Origin of the sequence: Terrihabitans rhizophilus (assembly GCF_033898525.1) — a bacterium.
Classification (GTDB): domain Bacteria; phylum Pseudomonadota; class Alphaproteobacteria; order Rhizobiales; family Methylopilaceae; genus Flaviflagellibacter; species Flaviflagellibacter rhizophilus.
In genome coordinates, this window is sequence record NZ_JAXAFJ010000008.1 from 11,801 (window position 1) to 30,176 (window position 18,376).

An 18,376-nucleotide genomic window follows, 5' to 3' on the forward strand; every position below is an offset into this window, starting at 1 on the left:
ATCTGTTTCGCCTCGACAGTTTACATCTAGCAAATGTGGAGAAGAAACATCTAGAGGATCAGAAACAAGCAGCTTTACCAGCACCGCCCGCGGATCTGCTCGCGCCTGTTTTTGTTCAGCCGCTCCTGTTTTGGAAAAGACCGGCCGCCGCGTGAGATGGCTAGTCTCGGGCTTACAAGCAGTCGTGTCGGTATTATGCGGTTCAGTTTTCTTCACGGTCCTTCAGTTCAGCCGCGGCTTTCCTGCACTCCGGCACGCCCGACCCGACGATCAGGCCTTCTGAAGGATGAAGGTGGCGCCTCGGCCGTTGAATTCGCGCTGGTTGCCCCCGTCTTCCTGATGCTGGTGATCGGCATCTTCGCATTCGGCCTTTATCTGGGAACGGCGCATTGCGTCCAGCAACTGGCGGCGGAGGCGGCTCGTGCCAGCGTGGCGGGCTTATCGCCGGCGGAACGCTCGTCCCTGGCGCAGGGCTTGGTGACCAACAGCCTGCCGAGCTACACGCTCCTCGATCCCGCGGCGCTGAGCTTGGCCGTGAACGCCGATCCCGCCGACGCCAACCTCATCAACATCGACCTGTCCTACGATACATCCGGGATGGGCATCTGGGCGTTCGAGCGGCTGCTTCCGCTTCCCCCGAAGATGATCCACCGCGGTGCCGTTATCAGGCGCGGAGGCTATTGAGGGTGCGGGCGCGCCTGCGGCATCTCGGCAGAGATCAGCGGGGATCGGTTGCCGTCATGTCGGCGGTCGTTCTTCCCTGCGTTTTCGGATGCATGGCGCTCGCCATTGATGTCGCAAGCATGCACCTCGAACGTCGAACCCTCCAGGGACTGGCCGACCTGGCGGCGATCTCCGCCGCTGATCAGCCTGAAAAGGCCGAGGAGATCGTTCAGAACGTTCTGGCGGTCAACAATGCGGGCAGCAAGGTCGCCGCGCGGGTAGAGGTCGGCAGCTACACGGCGACGTCATCGCTGCCAGTGGCGAACAGATTCGGCTCCGTCGGCGAGTCCAACGCGGTGCGGGTGGAGATGGAGAAGACGGCGTCCATCTACTTCGCTCGGGTCTTCTACAGTGGCGCCGGGCCCCTGATCAGGGTGGAGGCGACAGCGGCACGGGAGAACATCGCGCAGTTCTCCATCGGCTCACGCCTGCTCTCGCTGGATGGCGGGCTGGCGAACGCGCTGTTGAGCGGTCTTTTCGGCACCAGGATCAGCTTGCGCGCGATGGACTATACGGCATTGGCGGCGGCTGATCTCGATCTGGTGAGCCTATTGAAGGGCCTGGCGACGGAAGCGAGCGTGTCCGCCGGGACCTATGAGGAACTGCTGGATTCCGCTCTGCATGTGGATCAGATCCTGAACGCGGCAGCCGTGGTCGCATCATCGCAGGGGCAGGGCGCTGCGGACATCGCGTTGCGCCAATTGGCCGGCAACACGGACCTCAGGCGTCTCGGCGTCACCGGGCGCAAAGTCCTGAACCCGGGGGATATTGGCTCGCTTTCGGTGGGCGAGACGCCCTCCGGCGTGGCAGCCAAGATTTCGGCCTATGATCTGGTGCGGGCCACTGCGCAAGCTGCGGGAACAAGCCAGATCAAGCTCGACCTTGGACTACAGGTGCCCACGCTCGCCGGTCTTACCGCGACGATAACGCTCGGGGAGCCCCCGCAGAACTCATCATGGATAACGACGGGACCGGAAGGAACGATCGTTCACACTGCGCAAACACGCGTGCGGCTGAACGCTGAACTGGGCACCATCAAGGGCTTCGCACCTCTGGTTTCCCTGCCGGTGATGGTCGACATTGCCGCAGCTGACGCCAAGCTTCAGAACATCACCTGCGGCAAGGATCCCGCCACCGACGCCACGGCAACGCTCCTCGTGCAGCCCTCATTGGCCGCAGCCTGGATCGGAGAACCCAAGAGCGAGGCCGCGTGGAATGAATTCTCGGCCCCAGATATCCGGCCGGCGACCGTTCTGAATGTCCTGGGGCTGGTGAAGGTCAACGTCTCCGCAGGTACCCCCGCACAGCAGGAATTCGAAGCCGCCTCCACGTTCTCGGCTGCGGAGATCAGCCGGGGGGAGGTAAAGACCGTGCCGACCTCACGCCCTCTGGGCGCACTCTTCGGCGCGCTGTTCACCAAGCCGCAAGTTTCGGCGCAAGCCCTCGGTCTGGGCATCGGGCTCGGTCTCGGCGGCATCGAGGACGCAGTCTTCAAGCTGGTACAGCCGGCAGGCGCCGTGCTCGATCCAGTCCTCGCTGGACTGCTGCGAGCCCTCGGCATCGGCGTCGGCGAGGCCGATGTCCGCGTTCACGCCATCCGGTGCGGGCAATCATCCCTTGTCATGTGAAGTGCAGAGTTCCCGCATGCCCAGATTCTTCTTCGACCGGCATAACGGCAGCGACGTCGTGTCAGACCTCGACGGACAGATCTTGTCCGGTACGCAGAACGCCAAGTCGGTTGCGGCCGATAGCGTCGTCGACCTCACGCGCGAGGCGGTCCTGAACGAGTATGGACAGTCGCTGGCGGTCGTCGTCCGGGATGAAGGCGGCGATGAGATCGCGAAAGTTCGCGTACTGATCGAATGGTGGCACTGAATGTCCGAACGCACGCAATCCCAGGCGTGTCCGGCTCCTTACCAGCCCTCAGGCTCTGCCCGCTCCGTCGAGCTTGGAGGGCGGGGTATGGGGCCCTTTGCCGGCGCCATCCAGGTGGGCCGATGGCGAGTGCTCCGACCGGGCGGCGGCGAAGTCGTCGTAGTCATCGAAGGTTTCAATGATGGTTGAAACACCGCCATCAGGAGCGAGCAGGCCGCGCTTCCCGTCCAGTACGCAGGCCCCAGTCGCGGTGACCGGGGTCGGTGTCGCCGTGCGTGCAGTCAGCGGATCAATCAGGAAGGCCAGAACCTGCTCTCGGCGAGACGTGTCGGAATGAACGATGAAGTATCCCGGTGGCGCGGCGACAGGCACGGCGAACTGCTCGTCGAGATCGAATGTGGACCGAAAAGTCTCGACATCGTTGTCGAGGTAAGTGACCTGATAGCAAAGGCCCGCCGCAGCGGTTTCATCTTCGATCATCTCGAGCTTCTTGATCGCTGCGGTGCTTACAGCTTCAAAGCCAAACCTGATGAGCATGAGAGTCTCTGCCGCCCTGAGGAGAAGTGAACTGCAGTTCCGCCAAACCGCGAGCGAAGCCCATAATAGATTCTGAATGCAAAAAGTTCCAGTAGCCGTTTTGACGCGCGTACCCGATCAGAAGCGCGTCAACACCGTAAGACTACGTTACCGAAAACTTGGGAGGCCCGCAAACCACAGATATTTTGCTCCACGAGAACCCATATTTCTGAGTCACGGAATCGTGATGAGACCTCACGGTCTTGCTACTTAAGTAGAATGTGTCGCCATGAACGAGTGCGGAGACGGGATGAAGCTCCAACAGCCATGTGCCCCAATGCATGCGGCACTTAGATGACTAACCTGGCACCGGAATTTCGAGCGGAAGAGACGCTCAACTTCTCCCAGATCAAAGGTTTCACCTTGCAGGCGGACAGCACGGGTTTGGGCTGGTCGTCGCTCTATGTCTCGCATCAATCCGAAGCGCCCTATACGGCAAGCCTGTCCGGAAAGCCCGTGATCCTCGTGAGCGCCCTGGATGTCGGGCCGGTGCGGGCCAATGTGGCAGTCGCGCAATCGTCCGAGCACCTGCGCGCAGTGTCGGGTGCGGTCTCCATCGTGCCGGATATGCACGACTTGCACGTCGATCTCGTGAGCGCGATCAAGACCACGCACGTCTACGTCAAGCGATCACTGTTCGATGAAGTCGCCGGGTCGGTCGTCAAGTCCGATCCACAAGCGATCATCATCAGGCCGCGCATGGGTGTGTCGGATCCGTTCCTGCACAACCTGTGCAACGAGGCTCGGGAGGCTCTTCAGGGCAATCCGGAATTCTCTGCGCTCTACGTCGAACACCTAGCCCGTATTCTGTGCGCGTATCTGATCCGCAAATATTCTACCGCCGTCGAGCAACCCGTTTCAGCCTCGGATCGTGAACTGGGTTCGCGGACGCTGTCGGTGATCCGGGACTTCATCGAAGCGCATCTCGATGAGCCGGTGACCATCAACGATATCGCCGATCAGGTAAAGCTGGGACCGGATCAGCTTAGCCGCCGGTTCAAGATCACGACCGGCATGACCCTTTACCAGTTTGTCATCAGGTCCCGGATCGACGCGGCGCAACGTCTGCTGCGTGAAACCGATACTCCCATCGCGTTAATCGCACTGGAATGCGGCTTCGGAGACCAGGTCAGCTTCACGAGAAGCTTTAAGAAGGTCACAGGCTCGACGCCAGGGGCCTTTCGGTCGAACAATGAAGAGATCCTGATATCTGTAGATACACGGCGTAGGCGCTGATCCTGCCCTCCTGCGCAAACCTGTCGAGGGGCTAGTCAGTAGGGACGTCCTGGAGACGTGATCTTCTCGTACGCCAAGCAGTCAATAGGCGCAGTGGGTGTCGCTTCCAGCGCTGCCTACGATGCACCGCAGCCGGAAGAGTTCGAGAACGCCTGGGACCTCGACGGCCGGAAGGTCGACGTGGTCTATCGCACGATCAACCCCGCGGTGCGTCTTGCAACGTTCGTAGACGACCTGATCTCGCTCCTACCAGAGCGAAACTCTCCAATCACCAACCTGAAGAAAGGCGTTCAGGGATACCTGTTTGCCATTCCTCCTAAAGCTGGCCAGCTGATCTGCGAGCGGCTTGATTTCTGGCACCGATCGAGGAACTCGTCGCCGAGACGCTCACCCAGACGGTGCCGGACGAAACTGCACGGGACGCTCTCGTGAAGGCGCGCATCGATCAGGGGCGCTGGCGACGTGACCTGATGAAGCACTGGGCAGGAAAGTGCGCTGTTACCGGCCTCGAGGTGGAGGCCTTGCTGCGTGCGTCTCACATCAAGCCTTGGCGTGATTCCGATAACCGCGAGCGCTTGAATGTCATGAATGGTTTGATGCTAGCGTCAGCTACGACTCTGCATTCGATGCGGGGCTGATCAGCTTCCAGGATAACGGCTCCAATATTGTTTCGCCGAAGCTGCCGGCGAACCAGCGGTTAGCAGCCGGCATTTCTGGCGCCGCCAGCTTGTTAAAGCTGGCTGACGGCACAGGCAGTATCTCGCCCATCATCGTTCAAACGTCTTCTCAGTCTGATCATCGCGAGATCACTTCTTGAGCGATGACGTATAGGAGAATAAACCTGTCGCATGCTCGTCGGATATGCTTGCGTATCAACTCAAGATCAAAGGCCGGAGCTCCAACTCGACGCTCTCAAGAAGGCGGGTTGCGACAAGCTCTTCGTTGACAGGGCATCCGGGGCAGCGTTGGACCGACCGCAGCTATCGTCGGCTCTGAGCTATCTTCGGCCCGGAGACACCTTGGTCGTCTGGAAAACGGTCGTTACATAGACACATCTGCCAGCACTTTGATCAGGGTCAGCCGTGCAGGGCGGGGAGATATCGTTCTGTCACGGCGGCGGGGGTTCCCTTGACAAGTGGAGTTCGACGCGCACTGTAACCGGACCCGGCCGATCGAAGATCGAGACGTCGCCTCTCACCTGTCCAAGCTTGATGATGCCTGGCTGGGGTACGCGGCCTGTCTTGTAGTAGATGACGAAGTCATCGGATTCCCATAGGCCCAGGGTACCGGTGGAGAAGTCGAGCTGCCGTTCCCCCTCAGGCAAAGCGGCTGGCAGGTTTCCGGTTTTTTCCTGACGAAGGTGGTCGCGCATCTCGATCGTCACCGGCAGCAACTCGACCAACGCTTTGGCGGCGGCGTTTCTCTCCAGGTCGGCCGTGACGCGTCCCCATTCAGAGGAAATTGCGATGCGCTGTTCCGCCATGGCAGGTCCCATCACGCTCAATGTGATCACGAGTGTTTTGTAGAAGACGTTCATCCAGGCACTCCTTCTGGGTCACGTCCGTTTCCGGCCACGGCCGTACTGCTCGTCGGTGACGTGCTCCAGCCAGTCGACAACCTTGCCGTTCTCGGCTTCATGGATGGCGATGTGCGTCACTGCGACAGTCGGCGCCGCCCCGTGCCAATGTCGCACGCCCGGCGGGAACCACACCACGTCGCCGGGCCGGACTTCTTCGACCGGTCCGCCTTCGCTCTGCGCCCAGCCCACGCCTGAGGTGACAATCAAAGTCTGGCCCAACGGATGCGTGTGCCACGCCGTACGAGCGCCGGGTTCAAAGGTAACGCTCGCGCCAGAGGTACGTGCGGGGGCGATGGCCTCAAAAAGCAGGTCGATCCGGACCGTTCCTGTGAAGTAGTCCGCCGGTCCCGGACTGGAGGGCTGCGAGCCAAGTTGTTTGATCTGCATGCTAGAGCTCCTTGTCGGGTCGAGGTTGTCCACGCCTTGCGCTGCAATGGCTGCAGACGTCGTGACAGCTAGCGCTCCGGCGCCAGCGATGACGCCCCTGCGCGTGATCATTCCCGAGCGCGTCACAGCGACCACCCGCCATCTACCGAGATTGCGGCACCGGTGACGAACGCTCCGAGATCGGCGCTCATCCACAGCACGGCGTTTGCGATCTCCTCGGGCTTGCCAAGCCGGCCGACCGGCTCGAGATCGATCGCCTTCTGGATGTCGCCGCCTGTAAAGCGGTCCATCATTGGCGTCTCGATGTTCCCCGGAAGGATGGCGTTAACGCGGATGTTCGACTTTGCGTAATCGAGCGCGGCGGACTTCGTCAGCCCGATGATTGCGTGCTTGGATGCCGCATAGGCGGCACCGCCGGCCACCCCGCGCACACCTGCTCCCGATGAGGTGTTGATCACCACGCCACCGCCCTGGCGCACCATCTGCGCCAGTTCGTGCTTCATGCACACAAAGGTGCCGCGCAGGTTGATGTCGAGGATGCGGTCCCACTCGTCGAGATCGATGTCGGCAACAGGCGCGGCCTTGTTCTCGACGCCGGCATTGTTGAACGCGATGTCGAGCCGCCCAAAGGTTTCCACGGTACGTGCGATCGCCCGCTCGACCTCGTCGGGCTGCGATACATCGCAGGCCACGATCAGCACCTCGCCACCGGCGCGCCGAACGGCATCAGCGGTTTCGCGCAATGGATCCTCGGTGCGGTCGAGAATGGAAAGTCGTGCGCCTTCGGTGGCGAAAGCCATGGCTGTGGCGCGGCCAATTCCGCTAGCCGCCCCGGTGATGAAGGCAACTTTCCCGGTGAATCGTTGAGTGTCGGACATGATGTCTCTCCTGGTTCCGGCATGCATGGCTGGATGAGCGTCCGGCTCGGGCGGCGCGGGCTCCCTCAGCTCAGATTGCCGCGGAAGAAGTCGGTCAGCTTCCCGAATGGGATCAGGTTCGTCCGGTCGTAGAGATCGACATGACCGGCACCCGGCACGATCACCAGTTCCTTCGGCTCGGCCGCCAGCGCGTAGGCGTCCTCGCTGAACTCGATCGAGTGTGCTTCGCTGCCTGCGATAAACAGGAGCGGGCGCGGTGAGATCGTCTCGATCGCCGCGAACGGATAGAAGTTCATGAACGCGGCATTGCTGCTCAGCGTGAGTTGCGTGGTCGGGATCTCCGGTTGCCCGGGCGGGGTGAACTGACCGCGCGCTGTCCTGTAGAAGTCGTAGAACTCACGCTGGATCGGATGGGTATCTGCCGAGAGCTCGGTCACCGTGCCGCCGGTATAAGCTATGGGCTTGCCGGTGAACTCGGCGAACCGCTGCTTCGCAGCCTCGGCGAGGACCTTCTTACGCTGGTCGAGCGAGACGCCATTGCGAAGTCCGTCCCGGTTGGCGGCGCCCATGTCGTACATGCTGACCGTCGCGATCGCCTTCATACGTGGGTCGATCTGCGCCGCACTCAGGGCGAAGCTGCCGCTGCCGCAAATCCCCAAAACGCCGATGTTCTGCGCGTTGACGAGGGCTTGCGTGCTCAGGAAGTCAACGGCGGCGCTGAAGCTATCAGCGTACAGTTCCGGCACCACGGCGTTACGCGGCTGGCCTTCGCTTTCACCCCAGAATGGCAGATCAAACGACAGGGTGACGAAGCCCTGCTCGGCCAGCTTCTGGGCGTAAAGATTGGAGCTCTGCTCCTTCACGGCGCCCATGGGATGCCCGACGATGATCGCCGGGGCCGTGGTACGGCGGTCCAAGTTCTTGGGCACGAAGAGGTTGCCTGCGATGGTCATGCCGACCTTGTTCCGGAAGGTCACCTTCTGGAGGTCGACGGTGGTGCTCTTGTAGAAGTTGTCCGCGCCGTTCGACATGTCCTGCGCAAAGGCTTGGCGCTCGGGCATCATCACGAGGAAGGCGGAAGCCAAGGCCAGGGAGAGAGACAAGGCCATTCCATTCATGGAGGGTTCCAGTCCTGGTACAGGGGTGACGAGGCGGACCTTCGGACAGCGTCTTTGGATCAAAGGCCCGGTGTTGATGAGGAAGGTAAGGCCTGTCTCGCCAGCCGATTAGCCGCTAAGTCTTGCTGGGAGCTATAAGCGGGGATTATCAGTCGTGCGCCAGAACGTAGGGGATCTTGTCGCTTTCCTCGCCGTCGCAAGGTCCGGCAGCTTCACGCGCGCGGCCAAGCATCTTGGCGTCTCGCAACCCGCCCTCAGCCAAACCGTGCGCGAACTGGAGGCACGACTTGGGCTGCGGCTTCTAAACCGGACCACACGCAGCGTCTCAACGACTGAAGCGGGCGAGCGCCTTCTGCAGACGATCGCTCCGCATTTCGATGGGATCGAGGCCGGGCTTGCTGACCTCACGGACATGCGGGATAAGCCGGCGGGTCGGGTGCGGTTGACCGTCGGCGACCAACCCGCCGAAAGCATCATCCTGCCAGCCATCGCAAAACTGCTGCCCGACTACCCGGATCTAAGCGTGGAGATCAATCTCAATGCGGGCTTCGTCGACATCGTTGCCGAACGCTTCGATGCTGGAGTGCGCCTTGGCGAAACGGTTGCCAAGGACATGGTGGCGATCCCGATAGGCCCAGACATGCGCATGGCGGTGGTTGGCTCGACGGACTACTTCAGCACCCGCAAACCGCCCGCGACGCCGCATGACCTCGCGGAGCACAGCTGCATCAACCTGCGCTACACGGCCAACAGCGGGTGGGCTGTCTGGGATTTTGAGAAGAACGGACGTCCCCTCAACGTCCGGGTCGAGGGCCAGTTGCTGGTCAATTCCATCGCATTAGCACGCCTCGGTGCGCGCGATGGAGCAGGACTTGCTTATCTTCCTGCGGACTATGTCGAACCGCTGGTGGCCTCGGGGGTTCTGATCAGCGTTCTCCAGGATTGGTGCGAACCATTCCCAGGTTACTACCTCTACTATTCAAGCCGTCGGCAGCCGTCGGCTGCGTTCAGGCTGGTTGCGGACGCACTTCGTTATCGAGCCTGATAAGCAGATCGGGCGTTCGCGCGACTTGGGAGCAAGTTCGCGACTTCTTCTTACGAGCGGGTGTCGAGTTGGCTCTTCGATTATCCGTGGTGAAGGTGCGCATCACCTGCGTGTTCTGCCTACGGCGAGGCGTTTATCGGCTAGTGCGCATGGCGGTGCAGTTCGGAGCAGACGCGCGTCTGATCGACGTGCTGCAGGAACTCGCACGACTGTCGCTATGCGCGCAAGCCTTAGCAGCGGCCACCAGGCAAGTACGATTCGAAGTGCGGCGTGCGCTCTCAGGATGTCGAGGGCGCGACCCGGCCAGCGCCCGACTTTCCGGAGAACTACCAAGGGGACTTACTCATTGCGCGTCATCATCACCGCAGCCTACCACTTCAGTCTAAGAACGTTGCTCAACTGACACCTTCGAAGCCTCGCACCTCCCCCAGAGCCGCGGGGCTTCTTTTCGTCGTCGGCCTTGCAGAATGAATGACACCATGAGGGGCGCAATGACCCCGCTCGCTCGGTTCCTCCGAGACCATCGGCTTAATCCAGACGACTTCAAGCTCGTGATCCAAGCCCGCAGCCGCGAACACCGGGAGGAGCTTGTCGACCCCATCGAGGCAGAGATGGGCCCGGTGCGCGGCGTCGAGCTTAATCGCCACGTCACCCCGATGAGCGGCAATGCGGCAGAGGTCCCGTTCACCCTTGCCTGAAGGGAAAGCGACGGCGCTTATTCTGGGATCGATCCTGACGGTCCTGCTCACGGCGTACGTCTATTTCTGGTGGCATCATGACCCTGTTCCGGAAATCTGCCGCGACATGAGCTCACCAACGCGCGAGTTCTGCACTGAGCTCGTTCGCGATCAGCAGCCCAAGTCCCGGCCGCGGTGAGGACAACCTATCGGCGGCCATAACGCCGCAGCTGGCAACCATGCCTTGCGCCGATGGTTCTTGCGTAAACCGCTTAGCAGGATCCCATGCCTCTTCGCCTACTGTCTGTGACCCATGACTATCCGCTCTTCGGAAAGCTCGACAATCCTGATGCTCACTTCGCGGTGGTGACAGGAGACCTTGACCTCGGCCGGATTTCTCAGGTCTCAAACGAGCCGGAAATTTGGCAATGGGTGGTGCATGGGCTTGAGCCGCCTGAGTTGGCGTGTCTTGGAACATCCAGCAGTCGAGACGGTGCTTTAGAGGCGGTTGGAAGAGCGTGGCAGGCGTGGCTCCAGCAGGCCGGTCTTCCAGAGGACAATGATCAAAGCGAATTGAGCATGCCAGCATCGTCCAGCGCCGAACCGTTCACGCGTGGGCTAAACATCCAGTGCTCCATCTCGCCAGCCGGGTAGGGGCGCAGCAGATCGCGCACATCGGCAGCCGGAGCCAGCCACCTGCTCGTAGGTGTCGGGCTTCAGGATAACCGGCATGCGCTGGTGCAGATCGTATATGGTCTCATTGCCGCGTGTCGTGATGATGGTGAAGGTGCGCAGCCACTGCTCGGTGGCTGCGTCCTCTCAACTCTCCCAAAGCCCTGCGAAGCCGAACAAGCGCGATCCTTCATGCCGATGGCATGCGGCTGTTTAGAGCCCTTCTCGCCCGTCCACTCGTAGAAGGCGTTGGCTGGCACGATGCAGCGGCGCTTCTGGAATGCTGATCGGAAAGCAGGCGCGGTGGCGTCGGTCTCGGCGCGGGCGTTGATCGTCTTCCCATCCGATCTTCCGGTTCTTGACCCCGTAGGAGACGAGGCCCCGTGTCAGCAGATGCAGTACTGAGATAGTAACAGGCGCGAACCTTGCCCGTTATCGATCCACGCTGGTTGGCCGAGTATGGCTACATCACTCAGCAAGGAGCAAAAGCGCGCCGAGTTTCACGTGTGTCAAATCGGCAACTGATTCAACATAACAAAGCTGCGCTATCCTTTAGAAGTAGCCGATACGAAGCGCTTGTGTTGTCGTTCCCGAGAGAATTTGGGGGACTGACCTTGAAGACGCTTTTGCTTGCAACGATCAGCACTATTGCACTGACTGCTTCGGCGTCGGCCGCAGACATCGCCCGCACTCCTAACGGCTTCGACTGGTCGGGCTTCTATGCTGGTGCGAGCATCGGGTACGCTTCCCATACGGCCACTTTAGAGGATCCGAACTACAATTGGTACGGACACATCAAAGACCTGCAGTCCGGCGGAGCCGCTGGCGGTGTCCAGGCCGGCTACAACTGGCAGGTTGGCGCGGCCGTGTTCGGCGTCGAGGCTGACGTAACTGCCTTCGGCAACGAGATCGATGAGCGCTATTCCGGGAGCGTCGACATCTCCTACGACATGAACTGGATGGCGACGTTTCGCGGCCGGATTGGCCTAGGGCTTGGCAACACGCTGGTCTACGTAACCGGCGGTGTCGCCGTCGCGGAAACGGACGCGTCATGGCTGGAAGATGGCGATGCATCAGATAGTTGGCCGTACCTCGGCGACACTAAAGTCGGTGGTATTGCTGGCATCGGTATTGAGCACGCGTTCAGCAATCGCCTGAGCGCCCGCGTTGAAGGTCTGCTTGCTCGCTTCGAAGAGAATCTGGCGACGAACGCAGAAGGGGAGGACATGCGGCCTTCCGACACGATCGCGTTCGCCAGGGTCGGTTTGAACTACCACTTTGGTGCCAATGAAGGCGGAGAGGGGCAGGACATCGTGTCCGGGGCGCCGGCAGATTTCTCAGGGCTGTATGTCGGCGCCAATTTAGGTGGCGCGCTCAGCGCCGTGTCGCAAAGCGATATCTGGTACGAGATGTACGGTGGCACCTACGACCACAACGACCTTGGTATCAGTGGCGGGGTTCAGGTCGGCCACGACTGGCAGGTTGGTTCGACGGTTCTGGGTCTGGTTGCCGACTTCAACGGCCTCTCGAATGATGACAGCCAGAACTACTACGATGAAGAGGATCCGCAGGCCATCATCACGACCGGCGTCGAGTGGATGGCCTCTGTACGCGGGAAGATGGGTGTCGCCATCGGCGACTCGCTGATGTACCTCACCGGCGGCATCGCGATTGCTGACATCAACAGTGTTTATGACGAGAGCGTTGATGGTGACGATGCCTTCGACATGAGCGGTACTCAGGTCGGGCTCATCGTTGGCGGTGGCTTCGAGCAGAAGGTGACATCGCACCTCAGTGCATTCGTCGAGGGCACATTCTCGGCGTTCCCGGAAGAGGAAGTCACGGTTGGGGAGGCGACGTTCCGCACCAGCGTAGAGGTTGTGACGGTTCGCACAGGCTTGAATTATCGCCTCGGCGGCAGCGAACTCGGCGGCGGCATCGAAGAGACTGCAGTTTCCTGGGGCGGCGCCTATGTCGGTGCTGATGTCGCAGGCGCTTACAGCAAGGGTTCCGTCTCAGACGTCGACTACTTCGAATTTGGCGGCACTTACGAGATCCCGAGCCTGGGTGCGGGTGGCGGCGTTCATGCCGGCTACAATTGGCAGAACCGCAGCTTCGTATACGGTGCAGTCGCAGACTTCGCCGCCTTCACGAACGATGAGAGTGACGTTGACGCTGACGAGGACTACCGCGAGATCGCATCCCAGCTGAACTGGATGGCGACGTTGCGGGGTCGCGCTGGTATCGCCACAGGTAGCAGCTACATCTACGGCACAGCTGGCTTGGCCATCGCTGATATGGAAACCAGCCAATCTTTCCTTGGCGAATTCGGCGATGAAGACGACAGCATCAGCTTCGACGACACCACAATCGGCTGGGTCGTGGGACTGGGTGTGGAACATGCTCTTTCGGACAAGCTCAGTGTGAAGGCTGAGGGGCTCTACACAACCTTCGATGAACAGGCCGGCACGACTGAAGAAGGCGGCGAGTACACAGCGCATGCGAGCAACGTGCTTGTGAAGGCCGGTCTGTCTTACCACTTCGGTCGCTAGCAGCTGCGACTGCAACTCGGAGGGCATGTGGCGATCTGCTCACGCCCTTCTTGTTAGATCAGACGTCTTGGCGACTCGCTCTCTATCCTGACGAGTGGCGAGCATGAATTCGACATTGTGCATCGCAGCTTTGTCCACATGGACGGCGGTAAGACTGTAGAGCTCCAAGAGCATCTAGCGGAGCAGCCGAACAGCACGGCGCGGCATTGGACCTAGTGCTGAACGCTCCTACCATCACAGGATTCAGACGCTTACGCGGTGCAGCTTCTCGGGACGATCAGCAAAGCTCATGTCCAGGCGGTTTCGGCTCCGTTCGGCGTTTGGCTGCGTGGACCGCACTATCAACTGACGGCAGCGTTGTAGCTGCAGGGGTGAGCTTTCGCCCACTACGGGTTCATGGCTTGGGAGCGCAGTTCCCGCACACCGCCTTTTGGAAGCACTGCCCTGCACGACCCCAAGTGGGATGGCGGGTGCAGGGAGCTTGCTGGCGGGAGCTAAGGCCGTCTCCCATCAATCTATGGTGGATGGGGCGACGGCCCGCGCCGTCGGACGAAGAATGCGGCCCCCATCCGACGAGTGGAAACACTCGAGCCTCTGATCATCTAACGAGCCGGTAGGCCGCTCTATTCTTCGCCTTCTTGGCTATCTTCGCCTCCGATCATCAGCAGCAACGCATAAACTGCGGTGACGACAATCGAGCCCCAGAGCGCAATCAAAATATAAGGGTGCATGCCAACACCGCCTTTGAGCAGCAGCGCTTTGCAGGCCCCTGGGCAGTGCCACTCGGGCTGCTCACCCGTAAGATTGTCATAATACTGGGCCGAGATGAATTCAAAAAACACTCGGCGCTTGTTTGCGGTTAACGACGTAGCTCCCCTGTTAATCCCGCCTGAGCAACCTTGCAGCTACAACGAGTTAAGCATCTCCCCCGTCGTCGCGCGCGCCGATCTGTTCACTCGCGGGCTGATTATCCAGTTCTCCATCTCGTCAGCCGAGTAGAGCGCAGCAACTCGCGCGCAACGGCATCGGGCGACAGCCATTGCTCGTAGCTGTCCGGCTTCAGAACCACCAGCATGCGCTGGTGCAGATCCGCAATGGTCTCGTTTGCCCGCGTGGTGATGATCGTGAAGGTGCGCAGCCACTGCTCGGTCGCCGGGGGCTTCCAGTTCTCCCAGAAACCGGCGAACTCAAACAGAGCACGATCCTTCATGGCGATGGCGTGCGGCTGTTTAAGCCTTTCGCACCGGTCCACTCGTAGAATGCATCGGCCGGTACGATGCAGCGGCGCTTCTGCAATGCTGATCGGAAAGCAGGTGCGGTGGCGACCGTCTCGGCGCGGGCGTTGATCGTCTTCCATCCGATCTTCCGGTTCTTGACCCAATAGGGGACCCCGATGCCTACGCAGTGCAACTCCGGGCCGCTATCAAGTCGGAGCATGTCGAGGTGGGCCCCCACGCCGACCAGAGTCTGGCGTCTGGCTGCGCGGCCCGCACTACCTGCTGACTGCGGCGCTGGAGGCACTGAGCATCGGGTGATCCGGCGGCTGACCCGGGTGAAAACCGTCGTAAATGCATGAAGCCCGCCGCGTGTTAGATTGCGGCGGGCTTCATCGATACTGTTCAGGAGGATGATCCTCCTCTATCTCAGAAGTGGTAGTTCAGGCCCACCTTGATGGTGTCGAGCTTGATGTCGACATCGGTGTCGGGCACCAGAGCGAGATCTTCCGCATCAGCTTCGATGCGCAGGTATTCTACCTTCGCGGAGACGTTCTCCATGAAACGCCATTCAACGCCGCCGCCGGCTGCCCAGCCGAAAGCGATGTCTTCGTCTGCATCACCAGAGTAGTTGGCATCAAAGCTGACGAACGATGCACCACCGGTGCCATACACGAGGAGATTGTCGAACGTGAAGCCAAGCCGGCCGCGGGCAGTGGCGATGAAGTTGATCCGGGTATCCATGTCGAACCCATCTTCGACGTCCAGATCGTTGGCTTCGATGCCGGTGGCGGCGATGTCGCCCTCCACACCGAGCACGAAGCTTCCGAACTGCATGTTGTAACCGACCTGGCCGCCGCCGATGATGCCATCTTCATCCTCGAGGCTCAGGCCATCATAGTCGAAATCACCGTCTCCAGTTTCCAAAGATGAGAAGTCGTAGTCGCTGAAGCCGTAGCCGATGTGGACACCCGCATAAAAGCCAGTCCAGTCGCTCACAGGTGCAACCTGGGCTGCCTCAACGGGATAGGCCGGCATATCAGCCGCAAGTGCAGCGCCGGCCATGAGCACGGGAGCGACAGAAGTAAGAAGCAGGGTGCGCAGCATTTGTGGCCTCATGGATCGCGTGCAGATTACCCGTTGACACCATAGTTGTATGTGCCTCTTGAGCCACAACTTAGCGAATACGCAAAATCTGCGTCACACAGCGCGGGCGATGCGCTCTCTATAGCCCGAAGTCAGGGCTGGCCCAGAACTTCAGCCTCTTTGAGGTCGTTCGGCAGCCGGCAAGCTTCGAAGAGCGTCACAGGCGGGTCGAACTCGCTGTCGTAATCGCCGGTGAATTGGAAGGCCACAGCCCAAACGTTCGTCGCCGCCATGCGCTGCGGCGTCTTTTGGGAAGCTCGGCGGTGGTGAACTTCTCGGCCGTGCTGCCGACCAGCTTCCGCCCATCGATGCCGAAGGATTCAGCGAAGAACAGGGTCTCTGTGCCATGGATTGACACCTATGCGCGTCCCACTTGTTCCCACAGTGAGCGCCGACTCGACTCTCCGATTATCCTTGAGTGAAGGTGCGCATCACCTGCGTGGGCTGCCGCGGCGAGGGGTGTGCCGACTGGTCCGTCTGGCGGTGCAGTTCGGGGCAGATGCGCGTCTGATCGACATTCTTCAGGTACTCGCCAAGGAGCGAGCGAACCTGAAAACATTTATTCTCTCGCCTTTGCCAAAGGCAAATCCACCTCTGCTCAGTCCATTTGCCTCGTCTCTTCAGGGGACGATGAAGCCCTCCTACAGCACGGGCTGGATCTATCGTCCTGCGTCCTGCTCCAGAACACTGGCCAGTTGATTGGATGGCGCCGAGAACGAGAGACCAGTTTCACTGGACAGCCAACTCTCGAACGGAGCGCTGCCGAGCAAGCCTACGGACCCTGTGAGGTTTCAAGCGCAGGCCGACCACGCGGCTCCGACACGGGCAACTCAGAGCACGATCAGGCTCTGAAACGATGCTCTCCGACAGTTTCCATTCCGGTCATAAGACGCAACCTCATCACGGGGCTATCGCTCCGAGCGACTTCCGGCCGCCGTGTATCATGTCGGCGTCCTTCTTGCGGGCGCCGTGTCGCGCCCTTTCGTGATCTCATGACAGCGATGATCCGGCCGGGAGGGGTAGTCCTGCAAGGAACCGTGGCTAGATTGTATCTCTTATAACTAGGAACGAACCTCGGCCACCGCCGGAACCGTTTTTGGAGCAGAGGCATGAAAACGCCCTTGGACTTAGCTGTTTCTCGGCGAGCTTTGATCGCAGGTGGTGCAGCCTCCGTCGCCATCGCTGCCGTTCCGCATTCAGTTGCTCATGCGCAGGGGATTGGCACTGGCCCAGCACCTTCCGTGGCCAAGGTGTCTTTCACTGTCAACGGGGCGGGCCAAGAGCTTGATCTCGATACCCGCACCTCGCTGCTCGACGCGCTGCGTGAGCACCTGCACCTGACGGGCACCAAAAAAGGCTGCGATCATGGTCAATGCGGTGCCTGCACTGTGATCGTCGACGGCCACCGCATGAACTCCTGCCTGTCACTTGCCGTCATGCACGAGGGCAGCCAGATCACCACGATCGAGGGTCTCGGCACGCCGGACAACCTGCACCCGATGCAGGCCGCGTTCGTGAAGCACGACGGCTACCAGTGCGGTTATTGCACGCCCGGGCAGATCTGCTCGTCGGTTGCGGTGCTGGACGAGATCAAGGCCGGCGTTCCCAGCCATGTCACGGCCAATCTCAACACTCAGGTGGAGTTCAGCGAAGCTGAAGTGCGCGAGCGCATGAGCGGCAATATCTGCCGCTGCGGCGCCTACTCTAACATCGTCGAAGCCATCACCGAAGTCGCGGGGACGCCGGCATGAAGCCCTTCACCTACGAACGCGCGACGAGCCCGGCGGATGCCGCTGCGGCTGCGGCGCGTACCCCCGGCTCTAAATTCATCGCCGGTGGCACCAACCTGCTGGACCTGATGAAGCTTCAGATCGAGACGCCGGTGCATCTGATCGACGTCAATACGCTGGCGCTCGACAAGATCGAAGAGACGCCGGAAGGTGGCTTGCGCATCGGCGCGTTGGTGCGCAACACCGACATGGCGGCGGACGCGCGGGTGCGGCGCGACTACGGCGTGCTGGCACGCTCGGTCCTGGCGGGCGCATCCGGCCAGTTGCGCAACCGCGCGACGACGGCAGGCAATCTGCTGCAGCGCACGCGCTGCCCCTATTTTTACGACACCAACATGCCCTGCAACAAACGGCGCCCCGGCTCCGGATGCGCGGCGATCGGCGGCGTGACGCGCCAACTGGCGGTGATCGGCTCCAGTGAAGCCTGCATCGCCACCCATCCCGGCGACATGGCGGTGGGCATGCGCGTGCTCGATGCCGTGGTGGAGACGGTGAAGCCGGACGGCCAAACGCGGCAGATCCCGATCGCGGATTTCCACCGCCTGCCGGGCGAAACCCCGCACATCGAGACAGCCCTGACGGCAGGCGAACTCATCACCGCCGTGACGCTGCCGAAGCCGGTCGGCGGCAAGCAGATCTACCGCAAGGTGCGTGACCGCGCGTCCTACGCTTTTGCGCTGGTCTCCGTGGCGGCCGTCGTCCAGCCCGATGGCTCCGGCAAGTTCGCAGTGGGCGCCGTGGCGCATAAACCGTGGCGCGACGAGGCGGCTGAAGCCGAACTGCCGCGTGGCCCGAAGGCCGCGACGGAGCGTCTGTTCGCTGGCGCAAAGCCGACTGAAGACAACCACTTCAAGATCCCGCTGGCGGAACGCACCCTTGCGGCCGTTCTGGCGGAAGCGAGGGCCTGA

General features: G+C 61.0%; 21 protein-coding genes and 2 pseudogenes. 12 read left to right on the plus strand and 11 right to left on the minus strand.

Going from position 1 to position 18,376, the window contains the following annotated elements; translation table 11 throughout:
* The first annotated feature begins 279 nt into the window (after positions 1-279).
* The 3 genes from SCD90_RS12620 to SCD90_RS12630 are packed head-to-tail and all read left to right on the plus strand — an operon-like array spanning position 280 to position 2,598.
* Positions 280-684, plus strand: coding sequence for a TadE/TadG family type IV pilus assembly protein (locus SCD90_RS12620; protein ID WP_319845186.1), 405 nt, complete (start codon positions 280-282; stop codon positions 682-684).
* Between the two features lie 2 nt (positions 685-686).
* Positions 687-2,351: a pilus assembly protein TadG-related protein gene (locus tag SCD90_RS12625; protein WP_319845046.1), complete on the plus strand. Its 1,665-nt coding sequence runs from the start codon at positions 687-689 to the stop codon at positions 2,349-2,351.
* Between the two features lie 16 nt (positions 2,352-2,367).
* Positions 2,368-2,598, plus strand: a complete 231-nt coding sequence (locus SCD90_RS12630) for a DUF6894 family protein (RefSeq protein ID WP_319845047.1) — start codon at positions 2,368-2,370, stop codon at positions 2,596-2,598.
* Between the two features lie 48 nt (positions 2,599-2,646).
* Here the strand turns inward: SCD90_RS12630 and SCD90_RS12635 are convergent, their stop codons facing one another.
* Positions 2,647-3,135 carry a hypothetical protein gene (locus SCD90_RS12635; protein WP_319845048.1) on the minus strand — a complete coding sequence of 163 codons (489 nt, stop codon included), beginning with the start codon at positions 3,133-3,135 and terminating at the stop codon, positions 2,647-2,649.
* 333 nt (positions 3,136-3,468) lie between these two features.
* On the opposite strand from SCD90_RS12635, the gene SCD90_RS12640 reads away from it, so the two are divergent.
* The 4 genes from SCD90_RS12640 to SCD90_RS12650 all read left to right on the plus strand — a co-directional run bounded on the left by SCD90_RS12640 (position 3,469) and on the right by SCD90_RS12650 (position 5,459).
* Positions 3,469-4,410 carry an AraC family transcriptional regulator gene (locus tag SCD90_RS12640; protein ID WP_319845049.1) on the plus strand — a complete coding sequence of 314 codons (942 nt, stop codon included), beginning with the start codon at positions 3,469-3,471 and terminating at the stop codon, positions 4,408-4,410.
* A gap of 57 nt (positions 4,411-4,467) precedes the next feature.
* Positions 4,468-4,842 (plus strand): hypothetical protein, encoded by a 375-nt coding sequence (locus SCD90_RS12645; RefSeq protein WP_319845050.1) that lies wholly within the window; start codon positions 4,468-4,470, stop codon positions 4,840-4,842.
* A 38-nt stretch (positions 4,843-4,880) separates the two neighbouring features.
* Positions 4,881-5,048, plus strand: coding sequence for an HNH endonuclease (locus SCD90_RS16645; RefSeq protein WP_425265689.1), 168 nt, complete (start codon positions 4,881-4,883; stop codon positions 5,046-5,048).
* A 210-nt stretch (positions 5,049-5,258) separates the two neighbouring features.
* Positions 5,259-5,459 (plus strand): recombinase family protein, encoded by a 201-nt coding sequence (locus SCD90_RS12650; protein WP_482258157.1) that lies wholly within the window; start codon positions 5,259-5,261, stop codon positions 5,457-5,459.
* 59 nt (positions 5,460-5,518) lie between these two features.
* Here SCD90_RS12650 and SCD90_RS12655 read toward each other — a convergent pair whose 3' ends face one another.
* The 4 genes from SCD90_RS12655 to SCD90_RS12670 form a co-directional block, all read right to left on the minus strand.
* Positions 5,519-5,947, minus strand: coding sequence for a cyclophilin-like fold protein (locus SCD90_RS12655; protein WP_319845051.1), 429 nt, complete (start codon positions 5,945-5,947; stop codon positions 5,519-5,521).
* Positions 5,948-5,965: 18 nt separating this feature from the next.
* Entirely contained in the window at positions 5,966-6,376 is a 411-nt protein-coding gene (locus SCD90_RS12660; protein WP_319845052.1) for a (R)-mandelonitrile lyase, read from the minus strand.
* A 122-nt stretch (positions 6,377-6,498) separates the two neighbouring features.
* Entirely contained in the window at positions 6,499-7,254 is a 756-nt protein-coding gene (locus SCD90_RS12665) for a glucose 1-dehydrogenase (protein WP_319845053.1), read from the minus strand.
* A gap of 65 nt (positions 7,255-7,319) precedes the next feature.
* Positions 7,320-8,207, minus strand: coding sequence for an alpha/beta hydrolase (locus SCD90_RS12670; RefSeq protein WP_319845054.1), 888 nt, complete (start codon positions 8,205-8,207; stop codon positions 7,320-7,322).
* 319 nt (positions 8,208-8,526) lie between these two features.
* Here SCD90_RS12670 and SCD90_RS12675 point away from each other — a divergent pair, with 319 nt between their 5' ends.
* Together SCD90_RS12675 and SCD90_RS12680 are read left to right on the plus strand one after the other, a co-directional pair.
* A complete protein-coding gene (locus tag SCD90_RS12675; protein ID WP_319845055.1) occupies positions 8,527-9,417 on the plus strand; it encodes a LysR family transcriptional regulator in 891 nt (296 codons plus the stop codon).
* 491 nt (positions 9,418-9,908) lie between these two features.
* The gene (locus SCD90_RS12680) at positions 9,909-10,115 is read left to right on the plus strand and encodes a hypothetical protein (protein WP_319845056.1); all 207 of its coding nucleotides are present in this window, start codon (positions 9,909-9,911) and stop codon (positions 10,113-10,115) included.
* Positions 10,116-10,712: 597 nt separating this feature from the next.
* Here SCD90_RS12680 and SCD90_RS16650 read toward each other — a convergent pair.
* Together SCD90_RS16650 and SCD90_RS16655 are read right to left on the minus strand one after the other, a co-directional pair.
* Positions 10,713-10,889, minus strand: a complete 177-nt coding sequence (locus tag SCD90_RS16650; protein WP_425265690.1) for an SOS response-associated peptidase family protein — start codon at positions 10,887-10,889, stop codon at positions 10,713-10,715.
* Positions 10,811-11,104: pseudogene (locus SCD90_RS16655) on the minus strand (SOS response-associated peptidase family protein); the annotation flags it as partial. The gene SCD90_RS16650 and the pseudogene SCD90_RS16655, both read right to left, overlap by 79 nt.
* 276 nt (positions 11,105-11,380) lie before the next feature.
* Between SCD90_RS16655 and SCD90_RS12685 the strand changes: the two are divergent.
* A complete protein-coding gene (locus SCD90_RS12685) occupies positions 11,381-13,318 on the plus strand; it encodes an outer membrane protein (protein WP_319845057.1) in 1,938 nt (645 codons plus the stop codon).
* A gap of 623 nt (positions 13,319-13,941) precedes the next feature.
* On the opposite strand, the gene SCD90_RS12690 is transcribed toward SCD90_RS12685, so the two are convergent.
* The 4 genes and pseudogenes from SCD90_RS12690 to SCD90_RS12705 form a co-directional block, all read right to left on the minus strand.
* Positions 13,942-14,160: a hypothetical protein gene (locus SCD90_RS12690; protein WP_319845058.1), complete on the minus strand. Its 219-nt coding sequence runs from the start codon at positions 14,158-14,160 to the stop codon at positions 13,942-13,944.
* A 125-nt stretch (positions 14,161-14,285) separates the two neighbouring features.
* Positions 14,286-14,755 (minus strand): annotated as a pseudogene (locus tag SCD90_RS12695) (SOS response-associated peptidase).
* 206 nt (positions 14,756-14,961) lie between these two features.
* Positions 14,962-15,639 (minus strand): outer membrane protein, encoded by a 678-nt coding sequence (locus SCD90_RS12700; protein WP_319845060.1) that lies wholly within the window; start codon positions 15,637-15,639, stop codon positions 14,962-14,964.
* Between the two features lie 131 nt (positions 15,640-15,770).
* Positions 15,771-15,911, minus strand: coding sequence for a hypothetical protein (locus SCD90_RS12705; RefSeq protein ID WP_319845061.1), 141 nt, complete (start codon positions 15,909-15,911; stop codon positions 15,771-15,773).
* A gap of 876 nt (positions 15,912-16,787) precedes the next feature.
* Here SCD90_RS12705 and paoA point away from each other — a divergent pair.
* A complete protein-coding gene (gene paoA, locus SCD90_RS12710; protein WP_319845062.1) occupies positions 16,788-17,429 on the plus strand; it encodes an aldehyde dehydrogenase iron-sulfur subunit PaoA in 642 nt (213 codons plus the stop codon).
* Positions 17,426-18,376, plus strand: coding sequence for an FAD binding domain-containing protein (locus SCD90_RS12715; protein ID WP_319845063.1), 951 nt, complete (start codon positions 17,426-17,428; stop codon positions 18,374-18,376). Before paoA ends, SCD90_RS12715 begins: the two co-directional genes overlap by 4 nt.

Coding starts and splice junctions, on each gene's coding strand:
- SCD90_RS12630 (WP_319845047.1), top strand. CDS start 2,368: ATGCCCAGATTCTTCTTCGACCGGCATAACGGCAGCGACGTCGTGTCA.
- SCD90_RS12635 (WP_319845048.1), bottom strand. CDS start 3,135: ATGCTCATCAGGTTTGGCTTTGAAGCTGTAAGCACCGCAGCGATCAAG.
- SCD90_RS12640 (WP_319845049.1), top strand. CDS start 3,469: ATGACTAACCTGGCACCGGAATTTCGAGCGGAAGAGACGCTCAACTTC.
- SCD90_RS16645 (WP_425265689.1), top strand. CDS start 4,881: ATGAAGCACTGGGCAGGAAAGTGCGCTGTTACCGGCCTCGAGGTGGAG.
- SCD90_RS12650 (WP_482258157.1), top strand. CDS start 5,259: ATGCTCGTCGGATATGCTTGCGTATCAACTCAAGATCAAAGGCCGGAG.
- SCD90_RS12655 (WP_319845051.1), bottom strand. CDS start 5,947: ATGAACGTCTTCTACAAAACACTCGTGATCACATTGAGCGTGATGGGA.
- SCD90_RS12660 (WP_319845052.1), bottom strand. CDS start 6,376: ATGCAGATCAAACAACTTGGCTCGCAGCCCTCCAGTCCGGGACCGGCG.
- SCD90_RS12665 (WP_319845053.1), bottom strand. CDS start 7,254: ATGTCCGACACTCAACGATTCACCGGGAAAGTTGCCTTCATCACCGGG.
- SCD90_RS12670 (WP_319845054.1), bottom strand. CDS start 8,207: ATGACCATCGCAGGCAACCTCTTCGTGCCCAAGAACTTGGACCGCCGT.
- SCD90_RS12680 (WP_319845056.1), top strand. CDS start 9,909: ATGACCCCGCTCGCTCGGTTCCTCCGAGACCATCGGCTTAATCCAGAC.
- SCD90_RS12700 (WP_319845060.1), bottom strand. CDS start 15,639: ATGCTGCGCACCCTGCTTCTTACTTCTGTCGCTCCCGTGCTCATGGCC.
- SCD90_RS12705 (WP_319845061.1), bottom strand. CDS start 15,911: ATGGCGGCGACGAACGTTTGGGCTGTGGCCTTCCAATTCACCGGCGAT.
- paoA (WP_319845062.1), top strand. CDS start 16,788: ATGAAAACGCCCTTGGACTTAGCTGTTTCTCGGCGAGCTTTGATCGCA.
- SCD90_RS12715 (WP_319845063.1), top strand. CDS start 17,426: ATGAAGCCCTTCACCTACGAACGCGCGACGAGCCCGGCGGATGCCGCT.